The following is an 18,908-nucleotide window of genomic DNA, read 5'->3' as shown; positions in this document are numbered from 1 at the left end:
CTGCTTCACCGTCGCCGCGTCCTGGGCGGGCTCCCGTCGCCGAGGAGCCCGCCCGTGACCGGGAATCAGACCACCGGGGCGGTCAGCCAGGCGTCGATGTCCGCCAGGAGCCTGGCCTTCACGTCCTCCGGTGCCGCGGAGCCCCGGACCGACTGGCGGGCCAGTTCAGCCAGTTCGGCGTCCGTGAAGGCGTGGTGCACGCGCGCGAAGTCGTACTGCGCGGCCAGCCGGGAGCCGAACAGGAGCGGGTCGTCGGCGCCCAGGGCCATCGGGACGCCCGCATCGAAGAGGGTGCGCAGCGGGACGTCCTCGGGCTTGTCGTAGACGCCCAGGGCCACGTTGGAGGCCGGGCACACCTCGCAGGTGATCTCCCGGTCCGCCAGGCGCTTGAGCAGCCTCGGGTCCTCCGCCGCCCGCACGCCGTGCCCGATCCGGGAGGCGTGCAGGTCGTCCAGGCAGTCCCGGACCGACGCCGGGCCGGTCAGCTCGCCGCCGTGCGGGGCCGCCAGCAGGCCGCCCTCGCGCGCGATGTGGAACGCCCGGTCGAAGTCCCGCGCCATGCCCCGCCGCTCGTCGTTCGACAGCCCGAAGCCGACCACCCCCCGGTCCGCGTACCGGACGGCGAGCCGGGCCAGCGTGCGCGCGTCCAAGGGGTGCTTCATACGGTTCGCGGCGACCAGGACGCGCATGCCGAGTCCGGTCTCCCGGGAGGTCGTCTCGACCGCGTCCAGGATGATCTCCAGGGCCGGGATCAGACCGCCGAGACGCGGGGCGTACGACGTCGGGTCCACCTGGATCTCCAGCCAGCCCGAGCCGTCCTTCAGGTCCTCCTCGGCGGCCTCCCTGACCAGCCGCCGGATGTCCTCGGGCTCTCTGAGGCAGGAGCGCGCGGCGTCGTACAGCCGCTGGAAGCGGAACCAGCCCCGTTCGTCGGTGGCCCGCAGTTTCGGTGGTTCGCCGCTGGTCAGGGCATCGGTCAGCGCCTCGGGGAGGCGTACGCCGTACTTGTCGGCCAGTTCCAGGACGGTTCCCGGTCGCATCGAACCGGTGAAGTGCAGATGCAGATGAGCTTTCGGCAGCCCAGAGACATCACGTACGTGCTCCATCCCAGGATCCTGCCGTACGTACCTGTCCCACCGGTAGCGGATTCCCCGTTAGTGGCCTTGCTCGCACGGGCGAGCGGGCGCACGAGAGCGGGCCGCCTCCCGCAGGAGACGGCCCGCACGCGCGCGTGCGGCGCGCAAGGCGCCAGGCGCCGGCTGTCAGTCCTTCGCCTCGGCCAGCAGCTTCTGCATCCGGCTCACGCCCTCGACGAGGTCCTCGTCACCGAGGGCGTACGACAGGCGCAGGTAGCCGGGCGTGCCGAAGGCCTCGCCGGGGACGACCGCGACCTCGGCCTCCTCCAGGATCAGCGCGGCCAGCTCGACCGAGTTCTGCGGGCGCTTGCCGCGGATCTCCTTGCCGAGCAGCGCCTTGACCGACGGGTAGGCGTAGAAGGCGCCCTCGGGCTCGGGGCAGACGACCCCGTCGATCTCGTTGAGCATCCGCACGATCGTCCGGCGGCGCCGGTCGAAGGCCTCGCGCATCTTCGCGACGGCCTCCAGGTCGCCGGTGACGGCGGCCAGGGCGGCGACCTGCGCCACGTTGGAGACGTTGGACGTGGCGTGCGACTGGAGGTTCGTGGCCGCCTTCACGACATCCTTGGGGCCGATGAGCCAGCCCACCCGCCAGCCGGTCATGGCGTACGTCTTCGCCACGCCGTTGACCACGATGCACTTGTCGCGCAGCTCGGGCAGGATCGCGGGCAGCGAGGTGAACTTCGCGTCGCCGTAGACCAGGTGCTCGTAGATCTCGTCCGTGAGGACCCACAGACCGTGCTCCACGGCCCAGCGGCCGATCGCCTCCGTCTCGGCCGCGCTGTAGACCGCGCCGGTCGGGTTGGACGGGGAGACGAAGAGCACGACCTTCGTCTTCTCGGTGCGGGCCGCCTCCAGCTGCTCCACCGAGACGCGGTAGCCGGTGGTCTCGTCCGCGACGACCTCGACCGGGACACCGCCGGCGAGACGGATGGACTCCGGGTACGTCGTCCAGTACGGGGCGGGGACGATGACCTCGTCGCCCGGGTCGAGGATCGCGGCGAAGGCCTCGTAGATGGCCTGCTTGCCGCCGTTGGTGACGAGCACCTGGGAGGGGTCGACCTCGTAGCCGGAGTCGCGCAGCGTCTTGGCGGCGATCGCGGCCTTCAGCTCGGGCAGACCGCCGGCGGGGGTGTAGCGGTGGTACTTCGGGTTCTTGCACGCCTCGACGGCGGCCTCGACGATGTAGTCCGGCGTCGGGAAGTCGGGCTCACCGGCGCCGAAGCCGATCACCGGGCGCCCGGCGGCCTTGAGGGCCTTCGCCTTGGCGTCCACGGCGAGGGTGGCGGACTCGGAGATCGCGCCGACTCGGGCGGAGACCCGGCGCTCGGTGGGAGGGGTTGCAGCGCTCATGGGGTCCATCGTTTCAGACCGGAAACCTGCCCGGCACGCCGGTTTCACGTACTGAACAACTACGGGCCGAACCATGAACAAGCGTGCGGATCCCGCCCCCGGCCAGGACGATCTTCCGTACGGTCCCTGCGGCTTGCCACTTTCTGTTCGACGCGGCGCCGTGGACCACGTACACTCTCACCTCGTTGGCCTTCGACAGCCGTGCCTGAGCGGGTACACACCGAGCACCCGGGCGGATGCGGTACGTTGGGGGACACGCAAAGGGTCGTAGCTCAATTGGTAGAGCACCGGTCTCCAAAACCGGCGGTTGGGGGTTCAAGTCCCTCCGGCCCTGCTACACACACCGCCAGGATGTGTGCGCATGTACGTACAAGCATTGCACCGCCGTGCGGCTCCAGAAACCGGGCGCGGCACGGCCATGACCCGGGACCAGGTGAGGATGAATGACGGACGCCGTGGGCTCCATCGACACGCCTGATGCCGATGAGGTGCAGGAGTCCAAGAAGAAGGGCCGCAAGGGCGGCAAGCGGGCCAAGAAGGGTCCGCTGAAGCGCCTTGCCACTTTCTACCGCCAGATCATCGCGGAGCTCCGCAAGGTCGTCTGGCCGACTCGTAACCAGCTGACGTCGTACACCACCGTGGTGATCTTCTTCGTCGCCATCATGATCGCTCTGGTGACCGTGATTGACTATGGACTCAACCACGCGGCCAAGTACGTCTTCGGCTGAGCACAGAGCGAAGGGCGCCGTGGTACCGGCGCCCGTTTTCGCATGTTCCACCCCTATGTATCCAGGAAGAAGCAGCCATCGTGTCTGACCCGAACCTGAACGACGCCGTCGAGCCCCAAGAGGCCGTCGAGGACGAGCTGGACATCGTCGAGGGCGCGGACGAGCAGGACGAGTTCGAGGCTGCCGAGGCCGAACTGGGGGAGCCGGCCGAGGAGGCCGCGGTCCACGTCGAGGACGAGGACGAGGCGGACGACGAGGACGCCGAAGAAGCCGAGGAGCTCGAAGGGGCCGTCGAGGAAGAGCCGGCCGAGCCGGTCGACCCCGTCCAGGCCCTGCGCGAGGAACTGCGCCTGCTCCCCGGCGAGTGGTACGTCATCCACACGTACGCCGGCTACGAGAACCGCGTGAAGACCAACCTGGAGCAGCGCGCCGTCTCGCTGAACGTCGAGGACTACATCTTCCAGGCCGAGGTGCCGCAGGAAGAGGTCGTCCAGATCAAGAACGGCGACCGCAAGACCATCAAGCAGAACAAGCTGCCGGGTTATGTGCTCGTCCGTATGGACCTGACCAACGAGTCGTGGGGTGTCGTCCGCAACACCCCCGGCGTCACCGGCTTCGTCGGCAACGCGTACGACCCCTACCCGCTGACCCTGGACGAGATCGTCAAGATGCTCGCGCCGGAGGCCGAGGAGAAGGCGGCGCGCGAGGCGGCGGAGGCCGAGGGCAAGCCGGCGCCGCAGCGCAAGGTCGAGGTCCAGGTGCTGGACTTCGAGGTGGGCGACTCGGTGACGGTGACCGACGGTCCGTTCGCCACGCTGCAGGCGACGATCAACGAGATCAACCCCGACTCCAAGAAGGTCAAGGGTCTGGTGGAGATCTTCGGGCGTGAGACGCCGGTTGAGCTTTCGTTCGACCAGATTCAGAAGAACTGAGGCAGTACCTCAGCTGCGGGTCGGTGGGGGCTGGTCGCGCAGTTCCCCGCGCCCCTTTCGGGGCGCCCCGATTGACGTCCGTGTCAGGTCAGGCGCCTTTTCCCGGCCCCTGACCTGCTCGGTTTTTGGCCGCGCATCTATACCCGTTATCGTTGTGCGGTATGCCTGCGTTCGGGTTGGTCCCCTCACGCAGGCAGGACCCGAAATGAAAGGACCCGGAGAGCCATGCCTCCCAAGAAGAAGAAGGTCACGGGGCTCATCAAGCTCCAGATCAACGCCGGTGCGGCGAACCCGGCTCCGCCGGTCGGCCCCGCGCTGGGCCAGCACGGCGTCAACATCATGGAGTTCTGCAAGGCCTACAACGCCGCGACCGAGTCGCAGCGCGGTTGGGTCATCCCGGTCGAGATCACGGTCTACGAGGACCGCTCCTTCACCTTCATCACCAAGACCCCGCCGGCCGCGAAGATGATCCTCAAGGCCGCTGGTGTCGAGAAGGGCTCCGGCGAGCCGCACAAGACCAAGGTCGCCAAGATCACCGAGGCGCAGGTCCGCGAGATCGCCCAGACCAAGCTTCCCGACCTGAACGCCAACGACCTGGACGCCGCGTCGAAGATCATCGCCGGCACCGCCCGCTCCATGGGCATCACGGTCGAGGGCTGAACCCCACCTTCGTAGAACCACCGTGGTAGGGCCTGCTCGGCCCGTACACCACGCCTCCTTCAGAACACACAGGAGCAAGTTGTGAGCAAGCGCAGCAAGGCCCTTCGCGCTGCGGACGAGAAGATCGACCGGGAGAAGCTGTACGCCCCGCTCGAGGCCGTCCGTCTCGCCAAGGAGACCTCCACGACCAAGTTCGACGGCACCGTCGAGGTCGCCTTCCGCCTGGGTGTCGACCCGCGCAAGGCCGACCAGATGGTCCGTGGCACCGTGAACCTCCCGCACGGCACCGGTAAGACCGCCCGGGTCCTGGTCTTCGCGACCGGTGACCGTGCCGAGGCCGCGCGTGCCGCGGGCGCCGACATCGTCGGCGCCGACGAGCTCATCGACGAGGTGGCGAAGGGCCGTCTGGACTTCGACGCCGTCGTCGCCACCCCGGACCTCATGGGCAAGGTCGGCCGCCTCGGCCGCGTCCTCGGCCCGCGTGGTCTGATGCCGAACCCGAAGACCGGCACTGTGACCCCGGACACCGCCAAGGCCGTGACCGAGATCAAGGGCGGCAAGATCGAGTTCCGCGTCGACAAGCACTCGAACCTGCACTTCATCATCGGCAAGACGTCCTTCGACGACGACAAGCTGGTGGAGAACTACGGCGCCGCGCTGGAGGAGATCCTCCGTCTGAAGCCGTCCGCCGCCAAGGGCCGCTACATCAAGAAGGCCGCGGTCAGCACCACCATGGGCCCCGGCATCCCGGTCGACCCCAACCGCACCCGCAACCTCCTCGTCGAGGAGGACCCGGCCGCCGTCTGAGCCCCGCGCTCGGTCCGGTAGCCGCGTCAGGGACGCGACACCACCAGGACGGGCCCCGCAACCCCAAGGGTTGCGGGGCCCGTTCCGTTGTTCGTACGACTTCCGGCGCTCTGTCGGTGCCCTGGGTTAGCGTCGGGGGAGACGGGACCTTCACGGGGGTGGGCGGGATGAAGAGCCGGCGCGTGCGTCGTAGAGCCCTCTCGATCACGGTGGCGGCCGCGCTGACGGGGGTGGCCGCCTGCTCGGCGGGGGCTTCCGGAGGCTCCGGCGGCAAGGACCGGGCCGACGCCCCTGCCGCGAACCGGGTCGGCCCCGTCGCCGCGCTGCGCTCCGCGGAGAAGTCCACGAGCGGCGCCGACTCCGCCCGGATCCGCTCCACCACCACCATGGGCTCCCTGCTGTCCATGACGACGCACGGCAGCCTCGCCTGGGACGGCGGCATCACCGGCACGGTCACCATCACCTGCACCGGCGGCAGCACGGCCGAGCTGATGCGCCGGCTCGGCACGACGTCGATGGAGGCCCGCTATCTGCCCGACGCCTACTACGCGAGGATGAGCGACACGTTCGCCGCGCGGACCGGCGGCAGGCACTGGATCCGGTACGGGTACGGCGACCTGGCCTCCCTCCCCGGCGGCTCGGGCGGGCTGCTCAAGGACCGGATGCGGAACACCACGCCCGACAAGCCGGTGCAGATGCTGCTGGCCTCGAACGACGTGCGGAAGGTCGGCGCCGAGAAGGTCGACGGCCAGGCCACCACCCACTACGCGGGCACGGTGCGGGTGGCCGACCTGGCCGGGCGGAGCAGCAGCCTCACGGCGAGCCAGCTGGCCGGTCTGAAGAAGCAGCTCACCCAGGCCGGTGTCAGCACCGAGACCGTCGACATCTGGGTCGACGACCGGGACCTGCTGGTCAAGAAGACCGAGAAGGCCGACACGGCGACCGGCACGATGACCCAGACCGCGCACTACAGCGACTACGGCGTGAAGGCCGGCGCGCGGCGGCCCCCGGCCGGCGACACCGCGGACTTCAGGACGCTGCTCAAGAAGCGGGGCGCGAGCGGTCTGACCTCCTGAGCCGGCCGGGCGCACCGCCGAGGCCACCCGGCCGACCCCCTCAGGGGCCCGGACGGGGCCGATTTGCTTGACAGCGCACCGGTCCCGTACCCTCCTAACGAAGCCAAAGACCGCTGGTCGTTGCCGTGTGCTCGCAAGAGCGTGCGGTGGCCGAAGGATCCGCTGGATGGCGGACGACCCGCGCAGGTGACTGTGGAAGTGCTCCCGGAGACACATGCATAGCGTGTGTGACTTCGGTCGAGCTACGCCCCGTGCGCCTGCGCCGGGGCGTTTCGTTTTCCCCAGCCCCTTCTGAGCGGTCCTCATCACCCGGAAGGAGGCCGACGCTCTATGGCAAGGCCCGACAAGGCTGCCGCGGTGGCCGAGCTGACGGAGCAGTTCCGCAGCTCGAACGCCGCCGTGCTGACCGAGTACCGGGGTCTCACCGTGGCGCAGCTCAAGACGCTGCGCCGGTCGCTCGGTGAGAACGCCCAGTACGCCGTGGTGAAGAACACGCTGACCAAGATTGCGGCCAACGAGGCCGGGATCACGACGCTCGACGACCTGTTCAACGGTCCGACGGCGGTCGCCTTCGTCACCGGTGACCCGGTGGAGTCGGCGAAGGGTCTTCGTGACTTCGCCAAGGACAACCCGAACCTCGTCATCAAGGGCGGTGTCCTTGACGGCAAGGCGCTGTCCGCCGACGAGATCAAGAAGCTTGCGGACCTCGAGTCCCGCGAGGTTCTGCTCGCCAAACTGGCGGGCGCCCTGAAGGGCAAGCAGACGCAGGCTGCTCAGGTCTTCCAGGCGCTCCCGTCGAAGCTCGTCCGCACCGTGGACGCGCTTCGCGCCAAGCAGGACGAGCAGGGCGGTGCCGAGTAACTCGGCTCGCGAAATGACCGCCGCCCGGGGCCGACGCCTGAGGCTCAACGCCTGAGGCTCAACGCCTGAGGCACAGCGCCTGAGGGAGCGGTCGTAGCGGGCCGAACGTACGCCCGCCAGACATGTACATCCCGGCACCAGCCGAATTAGTGGAAGGAAAGCCATCGTGGCTCTCACCCAGGAAGAACTGCTCGCCGAGTTCGAGACCATGACCCTGATCCAGCTCTCCGAGTTCGTGAAGGCGTTCGAGGAGAAGTTCGACGTCACCGCCGCCGCCGCGGTTGCCGTCGCGGGCCCGGCCGGTCCGGCCGCCGCCGCCCCGGTCGAGGAGGAGAAGGACGAGTTCGACGTCATCCTCACCGGTGCCGGCGACAAGAAGATCCAGGTCATCAAGGTCGTGCGTGAGCTGACCTCGCTCGGCCTGAAGGAGGCCAAGGACCTGGTGGACGGCGCCCCGAAGCCCGTCCTGGAGAAGGTCGCCAAGGACGCCGCCGAGAAGGCCGCCGAGTCCCTCAAGGGCGCCGGCGCCTCCGTCGAGGTCAAGTAAGGCCTCTGAGGTCGAGCAGACCTCTGTGTGCTGAAACACCCCCTCGGGGGCTGTAACGCGCAGACCGCGAAGAGCGATCATCCATCCGGGTGGTCGCTCTTCGGCGTTCCCGGAGGGCCGACCACGGTTGCCTTGCACCCGTGACGGCGGGGGGTATGGTGATCTTCGTCGTGTCTCCGGCGCACCGGGTTTGCGCAGGGGGGCCTTGACGAACCGCACGCAGCGCGCAATTCTCAGGACGCGTCGCCAGAACGGTCCGAATCCGAGGCATGGATCGGCGACGAAGAGGGCAGTATCAACGTGCGTTGAGGGCAGGCAGGACGCAGGCGTTGACGATGGCGAGGGTCTCAGAAAATGGAGACTGGACATCAGTGTGCCAAGTGGCTACACTGACCCTTTGCGCTGCCTGTTAGCTGTCCCCTGCCCGTCACCAGGGGTCTGCCCTCACCCGAATGCCGACGACCGAACTCCTCTGAACTGGGGTTTTCCGTCTCTGCGTCCGGAAGGGACCGGGGAGCGCGTAGTGAGTCCGAGCCCTCGGAAGGACCCCCTCTTGGCCGCCTCGCGCACTGCCTCGAACGCGAATATGAACAACGGCGCCAGCACCGCCCCGCTGCGCATCTCTTTTGCAAAGATCAAGGAGCCTCTCGAGGTTCCCAACCTGCTCGCGCTGCAGACCGAGAGCTTTGACTGGCTGCTCGGGAACACCGCCTGGCAGAGTCGGGTCGAGGAGGCTCTGGAGTCCGGTCAGGACGTCCCCACCAAGTCCGGTCTCGAGGAGATCTTCGAGGAGATCTCCCCGATCGAGGACTTCTCCGGGTCGATGTCGCTGACGTTCCGCGACCACCGCTTCGAGCCGCCGAAGAACAGCATCGACGAGTGCAAGGAGCGCGACTTCACGTACGCGGCCCCGCTCTTCGTCACGGCCGAGTTCACCAACAACGAGACCGGTGAGATCAAGTCCCAGACGGTCTTCATGGGCGACTTCCCGCTCATGACGAACAAGGGCACCTTCGTCATCAACGGCACCGAGCGTGTCGTGGTGTCGCAGCTGGTCCGTTCGCCCGGTGTCTACTTCGACTCCTCGATCGACAAGACGTCCGACAAGGACATCTTCTCCGCCAAGATCATCCCGTCCCGGGGTGCCTGGCTGGAGATGGAGATCGACAAGCGCGACATGGTCGGTGTCCGTATCGACCGCAAGCGCAAGCAGTCGGTCACCGTGCTGCTCAAGGCGCTCGGCTGGACGACCGAGCAGATCCTCGAGGAGTTCGGCGAGTACGAGTCCATGCGCGCCACCCTGGAGAAGGACCACACCCAGGGCCAGGACGACGCGCTGCTCGACATCTACCGCAAGCTGCGTCCGGGCGAGCCCCCCACGCGCGAGGCCGCGCAGACGCTCCTGGAGAACCTGTACTTCAACCCGAAGCGCTACGACCTCGCCAAGGTCGGCCGCTACAAGGTCAACAAGAAGCTGGGCGCGGACGCCCCGCTCGACGCCGGCATCCTGACCGTCGAGGACATCATCTCGACGATCAAGTACCTGGTGAAGCTGCACGCCGGCGAGACCGAGACGGTCGGTGACAGCGGCGGCTCCATCGTCGTCGAGACCGACGACATCGACCACTTCGGCAACCGTCGTCTGCGCAGCGTCGGCGAGCTCATCCAGAACCAGGTCCGCACCGGTCTGGCCCGTATGGAGCGCGTCGTCCGCGAGCGCATGACCACCCAGGACGTCGAGGCGATCACGCCGCAGACCCTGATCAACATCCGGCCGGTCGTCGCCTCCATCAAGGAGTTCTTCGGCACCAGCCAGCTGTCCCAGTTCATGGACCAGAACAACCCGCTGTCGGGTCTCACCCACAAGCGCCGTCTGTCGGCTCTTGGCCCGGGTGGTCTCTCCCGTGAGCGGGCCGGCTTCGAGGTCCGTGACGTGCACCCGTCGCACTACGGCCGTATGTGCCCGATCGAGACCCCCGAAGGCCCGAACATCGGTCTGATCGGCTCGCTCGCCTCCTACGGCCGGGTCAACGCGTTCGGTTTCGTCGAGACCCCGTACCGCAAGGTCGTCGACGGCCAGGTCACCGACGAGGTGGACTACCTGACCGCCGACGAGGAGGACCGGTTCGTCATCGCGCAGGCCAACGCCGGCCTCACCGACGAGATGCGCTTCTCCGAGGCCCGGGTGCTCGTCCGCCGTCGTGGCGGCGAGGTCGACTACGTCGCCGGTGACGACGTGGACTACATGGACGTCTCGCCGCGCCAGATGGTGTCGGTCGCGACCGCCATGATCCCGTTCCTCGAGCACGACGACGCCAACCGCGCCCTCATGGGCGCGAACATGATGCGCCAGGCCGTGCCGCTGATCAAGAGCGAGTCCCCGCTCGTCGGCACCGGCATGGAGTACCGCTCCGCGGTCGACGCCGGCGACGTGGTCAAGGCCGAGAAGGCCGGTGTGGTCCAGGAGGTCTCCGCGGACTACATCACCACCGCCAACGACGACGGCACGTACATCACCTACCGCCTGGCCAAGTTCGCCCGCTCCAACCAGGGCACCTCGGTCAACCAGAAGGTCATCGTGCTGGAGGGCGACCGGGTCGTCGAGGGCCAGGTCCTCGCCGACGGTCCCGCCACCCAGAACGGCGAGATGGCCCTCGGCAAGAACCTGCTCGTGGCGTTCATGCCGTGGGAGGGGCACAACTACGAGGACGCGATCATCCTGTCGCAGCGCCTCGTGCAGGACGACGTCCTCTCCTCGATCCACATCGAGGAGCACGAGGTCGACGCCCGTGACACCAAGCTCGGCCCCGAGGAGATCACCCGGGACATCCCGAACGTCTCCGAGGAGGTCCTCGCCGACCTCGACGAGCGCGGCATCATCCGCATCGGCGCCGAGGTCATCGCCGGTGACATCCTCGTCGGCAAGGTCACCCCGAAGGGTGAGACCGAGCTGACGCCGGAGGAGCGCCTGCTGCGCGCGATCTTCGGTGAGAAGGCCCGTGAGGTCCGTGACACCTCGCTGAAGGTGCCGCACGGCGAGACCGGCAAGGTCATCGGCGTGCGCGTCTTCGACCGCGAGGAGGGCGACGAGCTGCCGCCGGGCGTGAACCAGCTGGTCCGCGTCTACGTCGCGCAGAAGCGCAAGATCACCGACGGTGACAAGCTCGCCGGCCGCCACGGCAACAAGGGTGTCATCTCCAAGATCCTGCCCATCGAGGACATGCCGTTCCTCGAGGACGGAACTCCGGTCGACATCATCCTCAACCCGCTCGGCGTCCCGTCCCGGATGAACCCGGGACAGGTCCTGGAGATCCACCTCGGCTGGCTCGCCAGCCGCGGCTGGGACGTCTCCGGTCTCGCCGACGACTGGGCCCAGCGGCTCCAGGCCATCGGTGCCGACCAGGTCGCCCCGCGCACCAACGTCGCCACCCCGGTCTTCGACGGTGCCCGCGAGGACGAGCTGGCGGGTCTGCTGCAGCACACCATCCCGAACCGGGACGGCGACCGCCTGGTGCAGCCGTCCGGCAAGGCGCGGCTGTTCGACGGCCGCAGCGGTGAGCCGTTCCCGGACCCGATCTCCATCGGCTACATGTACATCCTGAAGCTGCACCACCTGGTCGACGACAAGCTGCACGCCCGTTCGACCGGCCCGTACTCGATGATCACCCAGCAGCCGCTGGGTGGTAAGGCCCAGTTCGGTGGCCAGCGGTTCGGCGAGATGGAGGTGTGGGCGCTGGAGGCGTACGGCGCCGCCTACGCCCTCCAGGAGCTGCTGACCATCAAGTCCGACGACGTCACCGGCCGCGTGAAGGTCTACGAGGCCATCGTCAAGGGCGAGAACATCCCCGAGCCCGGCATCCCCGAGTCCTTCAAGGTGCTCATCAAGGAGATGCAGTCGCTCTGCCTGAACGTGGAGGTGCTGTCCAGCGACGGTATGTCCATCGAGATGCGTGACACCGACGAGGACGTCTTCCGCGCTGCGGAGGAGCTCGGCATCGACCTGTCCCGGCGCGAGCCGAGCAGCGTCGAAGAGGTCTGACGGGAGTCCGGGGGGCCCTGAGCCATCAGGGCCCCGCCGACCCCCAGGCCCCCGTATCAGACCAAAGACTCACAACCCTGAGAGGGATTGACGCATAGTGCTCGACGTCAACTTCTTCGACGAGCTCCGGATCGGCCTGGCCACCGCTGACGACATCCGTCAGTGGAGCCACGGCGAGGTCAAGAAGCCCGAGACGATCAACTACCGCACCCTCAAGCCGGAAAAGGACGGGCTCTTCTGCGAGAAGATCTTCGGCCCCACCCGGGACTGGGAGTGCTACTGCGGCAAGTACAAGCGCGTCCGCTTCAAGGGCATCATCTGCGAGCGCTGCGGCGTCGAGGTCACGCGCGCCAAGGTGCGCCGTGAGCGGATGGGCCACATCGAACTGGCCGCGCCCGTCACGCACATCTGGTACTTCAAGGGTGTCCCGAGCCGGCTGGGCTACCTGCTCGACCTGGCTCCCAAGGACCTCGAGAAGGTCATCTACTTCGCGGCGTACATGATCACGTTCGTCGACGAGGAGCGCCGTACCCGCGACCTGCCCTCCCTGGAGGCGCATGTCTCCGTGGAGCGCCAGCAGATCGAGAACCGCCGGGACGCCGACCTGGAGGCCCGCGCCAAGAAGCTGGAAAGCGACCTGGCCGAGCTGGAGGCCGAGGGTGCCAAGGCCGACGTGCGCCGCAAGGTGCGCGAGGGCGCCGAGCGTGAGATGAAGCAGCTGCGCGACCGTTCGCAGCGCGAGATCGACCGCCTCGACGAGGTGTGGACCCGCTTCAAGAACCTCAAGGTCCAGGACCTGGAGGGCGACGAGCTGCTCTACCGCGAGCTGCGCGACCGCTTCGGCACGTACTTCGACGGCTCGATGGGTGCCGCGGCGCTGCAGAAGCGCCTGGAGTCCTTCGACCTCGACGAGGAGGCCGAGAGGCTCCGCGAGATCATCCGCACCGGCAAGGGCCAGAAGAAGACCCGTGCGCTCAAGCGCCTGAAGGTCGTCTCCGCGTTCCTGCAGACCAGCAACAGCCCCAAGGGCATGGTGCTGGACTGCGTGCCGGTCATCCCGCCGGACCTTCGCCCGATGGTGCAGCTGGACGGTGGCCGCTTCGCGACCTCCGACCTGAACGACCTGTACCGCCGTGTGATCAACCGCAACAACCGTCTGAAGCGCCTTCTCGACCTCGGTGCGCCCGAGATCATCGTGAACAACGAGAAGCGCATGCTTCAGGAGGCCGTCGACGCCCTCTTCGACAACGGCCGTCGTGGCCGTCCGGTCACCGGTCCCGGTAACCGTCCGCTGAAGTCCCTCAGCGACATGCTGAAGGGCAAGCAGGGCCGGTTCCGTCAGAACCTGCTCGGCAAGCGAGTCGACTACTCGGCGCGTTCCGTCATCGTCGTCGGCCCGCAGCTGAAGCTGCACCAGTGCGGTCTGCCCAAGGCCATGGCGCTGGAGCTCTTCAAGCCGTTCGTGATGAAGCGCCTGGTCGACCTGAACCACGCGCAGAACATCAAGTCCGCCAAGCGCATGGTGGAGCGCGGCCGCACCGTCGTGTACGACGTCCTCGAAGAGGTCATCGCCGAGCACCCGGTGCTGCTGAACCGTGCGCCCACCCTGCACCGACTCGGCATCCAGGCCTTCGAGCCGCAGCTGGTCGAGGGCAAGGCCATCCAGATCCACCCGCTCGTGTGCACCGCGTTCAACGCGGACTTCGACGGTGACCAGATGGCCGTGCACCTGCCGCTGTCCGCGGAGGCGCAGGCCGAGGCCCGCATCCTGATGCTGTCCTCGAACAACATCCTCAAGCCCGCCGACGGCCGTCCGGTGACGATGCCGACCCAGGACATGGTCCTCGGTCTGTTCTTCCTCACCACCGACGGCGAGCTGCGTGACACCAAGGGCGAGGGCCGGTCCTTCGGCTCCACGGCCGAGGCGATCATGGCGTTCGACGCCGGCGAGCTGGCGCTGCAGTCGCCGATCGACATCCGCTTCCCGGTGGGCACCATCCCGCCGCGCGGCTGGACCCCGCCGGCCGTCGAGGAGGGTGAGCCGGAGTACCAGACCGGCGACACCTTCCGGCTGCGCACCACGCTGGGCCGCGCGCTCTTCAACGAGCTGCTGCCCGAGGACTACCCGTTCGTCGACTACTCGGTGGGCAAGAAGCAGCTCTCCGAGATCGTCAACGACCTGGCGGAGCGCTACCCCAAGGTCATCGTGGCGGCGACGCTCGACAACCTGAAGGCGGCCGGCTTCTACTGGGCGACCCGTTCCGGTGTCACCGTCGCCATCTCCGACGTCGTCGTTCCCGAGGCGAAGAAGGAGATCGTCCGCGGCTACGAGGCGCAGGACGAGAAGGTCCAGAAGCAGTACGAGCGCGGTCTGATCACGAAGGAAGAGCGCACTCAGGAGCTCATCGCGATCTGGACCAAGGCGACCAACGAGGTCGCCGAGGCGATGAACGAGAACTTCCCCAAGACGAACCCCATCTTCATGATGGTTGACTCGGGTGCCCGAGGAAACATGATGCAGATGCGGCAGATCGCCGGTATGCGTGGTCTGGTGTCGAACGCGAAGAACGAGACCATCCCGCGTCCGATCAAGGCCTCGTTCCGTGAGGGCCTGTCCGTGCTGGAGTACTTCATCTCCACGCACGGTGCCCGTAAGGGTCTCGCCGACACCGCCCTGCGTACCGCCGACTCGGGTTACCTGACCCGTCGTCTGGTGGACGTCTCGCAGGACGTCATCATCCGCGAGGAGGACTGCGGCACCGAGCGCGGCCTCAAGCTGCACATCGCCGAGGTCGGCGCGGATGGCGTGCTGCGCAAGGCGGACAACGTCGAGACGTCCGTGTACGCGCGCTGCCTCGCCGAGGACATCGTGGTCGACGGCCAGGTCCTGGCCCCGGCCGGCACCGACCTCGGTGACGTCCTCATCGAGGAGCTGGTGGCCCGTGGCGTCGCGGAGGTCAAGACCCGCTCGGTCCTGACCTGCGAGTCCGCCGTCGGCACCTGCGCCATGTGCTACGGCCGTTCGCTGGCCACCGGCAAGCTGGTCGACATCGGTGAGGCGGTCGGCATCATCGCCGCCCAGTCCATCGGTGAGCCCGGTACCCAGCTGACGATGCGTACCTTCCACACCGGTGGTGTGGCCGGTGACGACATCACCCAGGGTCTGCCGCGTGTCGTCGAGCTCTTCGAGGCCCGTACCCCGAAGGGTGTCGCCCCGATCTCCGAGGCCCAGGGCCGCGTGCGGATCGAGGAGACCGAGAAGACCAAGAAGATCGTCATCACGCCGGACGACGGCAGCGACGAGACGGCGTACCCGATCTCGAAGCGCGCCCGACTCCTGGTCAGCGAGGGCGAGCACGTCGAGGTGGGCCAGAAGCTCACCGTGGGTGCCACCAACCCGCACGACGTGCTGCGCATCCTGGGCCAGCGTGCCGTCCAGGTCCACCTGGTCGGCGAGGTCCAGAAGGTGTACAACTCGCAGGGTGTGTCGATCCACGACAAGCACATCGAGATCATCATCCGGCAGATGCTGCGCCGCGTGACGATCATCGAGTCCGGCGACGCCGAGCTGCTGCCCGGTGAGCTGGTCGAGCGCTCGAAGTTCGAGCACGAGAACCGTCGTGTGGTCCAGGAGGGCGGTCACCCGGCCTCCGGCCGTCCGCAGCTGATGGGTATCACGAAGGCGTCGCTGGCGACGGAGTCGTGGCTGTCCGCGGCCTCCTTCCAGGAGACGACCCGAGTCCTGACGGATGCGGCGATCAACGCCAAGTCCGACAGCCTCATCGGTCTGAAGGAGAACGTCATCATCGGTAAGCTCATCCCGGCCGGTACGGGTCTGTCCCGCTACCGCAACATCCGGGTCGAGCCGACCGAGGAGGCGAAGGCCGCGATGTACTCGGCCGTCGGCTACGACGACATCGACTACTCGCCGTTCGGCACCGGCTCCGGCCAGGCCGTCCCGCTGGAGGACTACGACTACGGTCCGTACAACCAGTAGCAGGTGGCTCTGAAGGGCGGTCACCCCGTTTCGTACGGGGTGGCCGCCCTTCGGCTGTCAGCGCTTGTTCTGCGAGCGGGCCTGCAGGTGGTGCAGCCGTGTGTGGACGTCGGGGTGCGAGGCCAGTAATCGTGCGATCACGCCTTCCTTTTCGAAGGACAGCCCCGCAGCCGTGGCGGCGGCTCGTTCGGACTGCTCCCTCTCGTGTTCCTCACGCAGCACCGTCATCAGCTGCGGCGCGAAGCCGAGGGCCGCCGCATGCTCGTCCGCCCGCAGCTCGGAGCGCCGCGCCACGGCAGCAGTCAGGTAGGGAGCGGCGAACGGGAGGAAGACCAGGCCGTACGTCGCTGTCGCCACGGCGGCCACGGCAGCGCCCAGCACGCCGATCACCACGGCGGCCATGCCGGTGGAGAGGCGGTCGACGCGTGTGGCAAGCCGGCGAAGCAGGCGCCAGGTCAGTCGGCCGGGCAGTGCGTACCAGAAGGTGACAAGCGACGCCCATGCGTGTCCCTTCGTGTGATGGCCCAGCTCGTGCGCGAGTACGCCGGCGAGCTGAGCGGGCGTCAGCGAGCTGAGCGAGTGGCTGGTGACGCCGACGATGTGTCCGGCCGCGGCCATCGCGTTGATCTCGTCGCTGTCCTCGACCCAGAGCTGGTAGGTGCTCCCGTCCACTCCGGCGCGCGCGGTGACCTCGCGCCAGACGCACCGGAGCTTTCGGTACTCCTCCGGCGTCGGGTAGCGGAGTTCGAAGAGCCAGCGGGCCAGCAGACGCTCGCAGGGCTGGTGGAAGACGAGCACACCGCTGAGCACCCAGCATCCGCTCGGGATCCACCAGGGCAGGCCGATCAGGATGCCGACGACGTATGACAGCCCGAGGACGACGGTCAGACCGGCGAGCAGGTGCGGGAGATGGAGCGCCAGACTGCCGAGCGTGGTGGCATCCACGCCTCGCTGGCGTGCGGTGATGTGAATGCGGCCGCGGCGGCGGGGGAGATCGTCGTCAGAGCCTGCGTGGGAGGAGCGCGTTTCCTTGAGTTTTTCCCAGTCGTACGGCATGGACATGGTTCTTCCTTCGGGTGTGGGCGGGCGCGCAAGGGGCGGTTCAGCCGACCAGCAGTGAGCAGGGCAGCAGCACCGCCGCGGTGCCGAAGGCGATCAGCCCGGCGCGGATCCAGAAGTTCTTGCGGGCGGCTATGTCGCTCGTTTCGGCGAGGGCGAGCAGTAGGCCGCGACCCGGGTCTCGCCAGGTCTCCGTGAGGGCGGTGGCGAGCCGGCCTGCTCGGGCGGCCTCTCGTATGTCTCCGAAGTAGGTGAGCGGGCGCCCAGGCCTCCAACGGCTCATGCCATAGCGGGGCGTCACCGCCAGCAGGAGGGCGAAGAGCGAGGTCACCAGGGAGGCGACTCCCGTCCACCACAGCAGTGCGGCAGGGGCCGGGAGGCGCCCGGGGCTCCAGTTCCGGCTGGTCAGGAGGACCCCCAGCGCGCCGGTGGCCATGCCGAGCACTCCGACCAGCACCGCGGCCTTGGCGTCGGCGCGTGCGATCTCGCTCCGGAGGTCGCTGAGCAGCTGGACGCCGGTCTGCAGGCGTGGGTCGTCCGGTGCGGGGGGAGCCGGAGTCATGCGCCGGTCCCCGGACGGTCCTCAGGCGGTGCGGATTCGACCGCCGACGCCTGGGGCGGCAGCTCCGGGTAGGACTGGGGTGCCTCTGCTTCGGAGAGGGCCGTGGTCCGCAGGAGGGCTGACATCCGGTCGGCGATGAGCTGGCGCGGTTCGTCGAGTTGGTGGTCCTCCAGCTGCTTGCTCTCCAGAGCCTGGTCGATCAGGCGCATCTGGGTGTCCACCAGCCTGTTCTGGCCGGCCTGAAGGTGATCGAGGACGAGCTGGGTCTCGTCGGGATGTGCCGTCAGGTGCAGGGCGAGCGCGGCGGTTCCGCCCCGCGCAAGGGTGGTCTCGTAGAACCTGATCCGCTCTGCCCGGCGCTCGACTTCGTACGACTCGCGAAGGTGGGCTGCCTTGTGCTCCGGCTCCGCGGCCTCGGCCTCGTGCCGGGCTGTCCTCAGCCGGGCCTGGTGGGACCGCTCTGCGGCGTCGCAGCGCAGGCGTACGGAGCAGGAGACCTTCAGCCCCTGTCCGTCGCCGAGCCACGTGGCATGGGCCACCGCGTCCGACACGGCTCGCTCGGCCTCCGCGGTCGCCCTCACGGGATGGCGGCGGCTGGCTGTGCGCAGCTGCGGCAGCAGCTTGCGGGTGATGAGGCCTGGTACGTCACGCTCCTGGCTGCGGACGAGCTGTGCCGGGTGGTCCACGCGCCAGGTGATGTCGACGGTGGCTTCGAACTCGGCGTCGTCGTCCAGGCTGGGCAGCGGGATGTTCAGCTGGAAGGAGTGAGGGTCGGTGTCGATCTCGTACAGGGCGACGTAACGCCGTACGGTCGTGGGCCGGTCGGGCGGCAGGAAGGTTTCGTACGCTCCCTGACGGGTCACGCAGACCAGGGCGTGGTCGATACGTCCCGTGAAGCGCCTGCTGCCGAGGCGGAAGCGCGGCAGCTGCCAGACGGTGTGGACGGGGTCGGCGTCGGTGTGCGGCACCGCGGAGTGCTGGGGCTCCTGCTGGAACCAGTCGAGCCGCTCGGTCTGTTCCTGTTCCCCGGTGTGCTCTGCCTGGCGCGGTTGCTCCGGTTGCTCCGGTTGCTCCGGTTGCTCCGGTTGCTTCGGCTGTTCAGGCGGTTGGCCGGTGCGCTGCATGGTTGATCTCCTCAGTGGTGCTCTCGG

The 18,908-nt window shown here is 68.1% G+C and carries 14 protein-coding genes and 1 tRNA gene; 10 read left to right on the top strand and 5 right to left on the bottom strand.

From position 1 onward, the window contains the following. Nucleotides 1–65 precede the first annotated feature (65 nt). Together AB0P24_RS35215 and AB0P24_RS35210 are read right to left on the bottom strand one after the other, a co-directional pair. On the bottom strand, nucleotides 66–1,106 hold the full coding sequence (locus tag AB0P24_RS35215; RefSeq protein ID WP_365801269.1) for an adenosine deaminase: 1,041 nt from the start codon (nucleotides 1,104–1,106) through the stop codon (nucleotides 66–68). Nucleotides 1,107–1,262: 156 nt separating this feature from the next. Then, nucleotides 1,263–2,489, bottom strand: coding sequence for a pyridoxal phosphate-dependent aminotransferase (locus tag AB0P24_RS35210; RefSeq protein WP_365801267.1), 1,227 nt, complete (start codon nucleotides 2,487–2,489; stop codon nucleotides 1,263–1,265). A 261-nt stretch (nucleotides 2,490–2,750) separates the two neighbouring features. Here AB0P24_RS35210 and AB0P24_RS35205 point away from each other — a divergent pair. From AB0P24_RS35205 to AB0P24_RS35160, 10 genes are all read left to right on the top strand, one after another. After that, nucleotides 2,751–2,823, top strand: a tRNA-Trp gene (locus AB0P24_RS35205). 109 nt (nucleotides 2,824–2,932) lie between these two features. Further along, on the top strand, nucleotides 2,933–3,217 hold the full coding sequence (gene secE, locus AB0P24_RS35200; RefSeq protein ID WP_093499675.1) for a preprotein translocase subunit SecE: 285 nt from the start codon (nucleotides 2,933–2,935) through the stop codon (nucleotides 3,215–3,217). An 80-nt stretch (nucleotides 3,218–3,297) separates the two neighbouring features. After that, complete coding sequence (gene nusG, locus AB0P24_RS35195) at nucleotides 3,298–4,149, top strand: transcription termination/antitermination protein NusG (protein ID WP_365801264.1); 852 nt, start codon at nucleotides 3,298–3,300, stop codon at nucleotides 4,147–4,149. 225 nt (nucleotides 4,150–4,374) lie between these two features. After that, on the top strand, nucleotides 4,375–4,809 hold the full coding sequence (gene rplK, locus AB0P24_RS35190) for a 50S ribosomal protein L11 (protein WP_055515278.1): 435 nt from the start codon (nucleotides 4,375–4,377) through the stop codon (nucleotides 4,807–4,809). A gap of 81 nt (nucleotides 4,810–4,890) precedes the next feature. After that, nucleotides 4,891–5,616, top strand: a complete 726-nt coding sequence (gene rplA, locus AB0P24_RS35185) for a 50S ribosomal protein L1 (protein WP_181803601.1) — start codon at nucleotides 4,891–4,893, stop codon at nucleotides 5,614–5,616. A gap of 167 nt (nucleotides 5,617–5,783) precedes the next feature. Then, nucleotides 5,784–6,692, top strand: coding sequence for a hypothetical protein (locus AB0P24_RS35180; protein ID WP_365801261.1), 909 nt, complete (start codon nucleotides 5,784–5,786; stop codon nucleotides 6,690–6,692). Nucleotides 6,693–7,022: 330 nt separating this feature from the next. Continuing rightward, the gene (rplJ, locus tag AB0P24_RS35175) at nucleotides 7,023–7,553 is read left to right on the top strand and encodes a 50S ribosomal protein L10 (RefSeq protein ID WP_009330729.1); all 531 of its coding nucleotides are present in this window, start codon (nucleotides 7,023–7,025) and stop codon (nucleotides 7,551–7,553) included. Between the two features lie 163 nt (nucleotides 7,554–7,716). Further along, a complete protein-coding gene (gene rplL, locus AB0P24_RS35170) occupies nucleotides 7,717–8,100 on the top strand; it encodes a 50S ribosomal protein L7/L12 (RefSeq protein WP_181803605.1) in 384 nt (127 codons plus the stop codon). Nucleotides 8,101–8,653: 553 nt separating this feature from the next. After that, entirely contained in the window at nucleotides 8,654–12,139 is a 3,486-nt protein-coding gene (gene rpoB / locus AB0P24_RS35165; RefSeq protein ID WP_181803603.1) for a DNA-directed RNA polymerase subunit beta, read from the top strand. A gap of 97 nt (nucleotides 12,140–12,236) precedes the next feature. Continuing rightward, nucleotides 12,237–16,136 carry a DNA-directed RNA polymerase subunit beta' gene (locus AB0P24_RS35160; protein WP_365801258.1) on the top strand — a complete coding sequence of 1,300 codons (3,900 nt, stop codon included), beginning with the start codon at nucleotides 12,237–12,239 and terminating at the stop codon, nucleotides 16,134–16,136. 57 nt (nucleotides 16,137–16,193) lie between these two features. On the opposite strand, the gene AB0P24_RS35155 is transcribed toward AB0P24_RS35160, so the two are convergent. Genes AB0P24_RS35155 through AB0P24_RS35145 form a run of 3 tightly spaced genes read right to left on the bottom strand, consistent with a single transcriptional unit; the run spans nucleotide 16,194 to nucleotide 18,881 of the window. Further along, entirely contained in the window at nucleotides 16,194–17,198 is a 1,005-nt protein-coding gene (locus AB0P24_RS35155; RefSeq protein ID WP_365801256.1) for a M48 family metalloprotease, read from the bottom strand. Nucleotides 17,199–17,238: 40 nt separating this feature from the next. Continuing rightward, entirely contained in the window at nucleotides 17,239–17,757 is a 519-nt protein-coding gene (locus AB0P24_RS35150) for a Pycsar system effector family protein (RefSeq protein WP_365801254.1), read from the bottom strand. Next, the gene (locus tag AB0P24_RS35145; RefSeq protein WP_365801252.1) at nucleotides 17,754–18,881 is read right to left on the bottom strand and encodes a hypothetical protein; all 1,128 of its coding nucleotides are present in this window, start codon (nucleotides 18,879–18,881) and stop codon (nucleotides 17,754–17,756) included. Before AB0P24_RS35145 ends, AB0P24_RS35150 begins: the two co-directional genes overlap by 4 nt. Nucleotides 18,882–18,908: the final 27 nt, after the last annotated feature.

This window comes from Streptomyces sp. NPDC086519 (assembly GCF_040686075.1).
Classification (GTDB): domain Bacteria; phylum Actinomycetota; class Actinomycetes; order Streptomycetales; family Streptomycetaceae; genus Streptomyces; species Streptomyces shenzhenensis.
The sequence above is the reverse complement of the archived record's forward strand: the minus strand, read 5'-3'. Positions and strand labels throughout refer to the sequence as shown.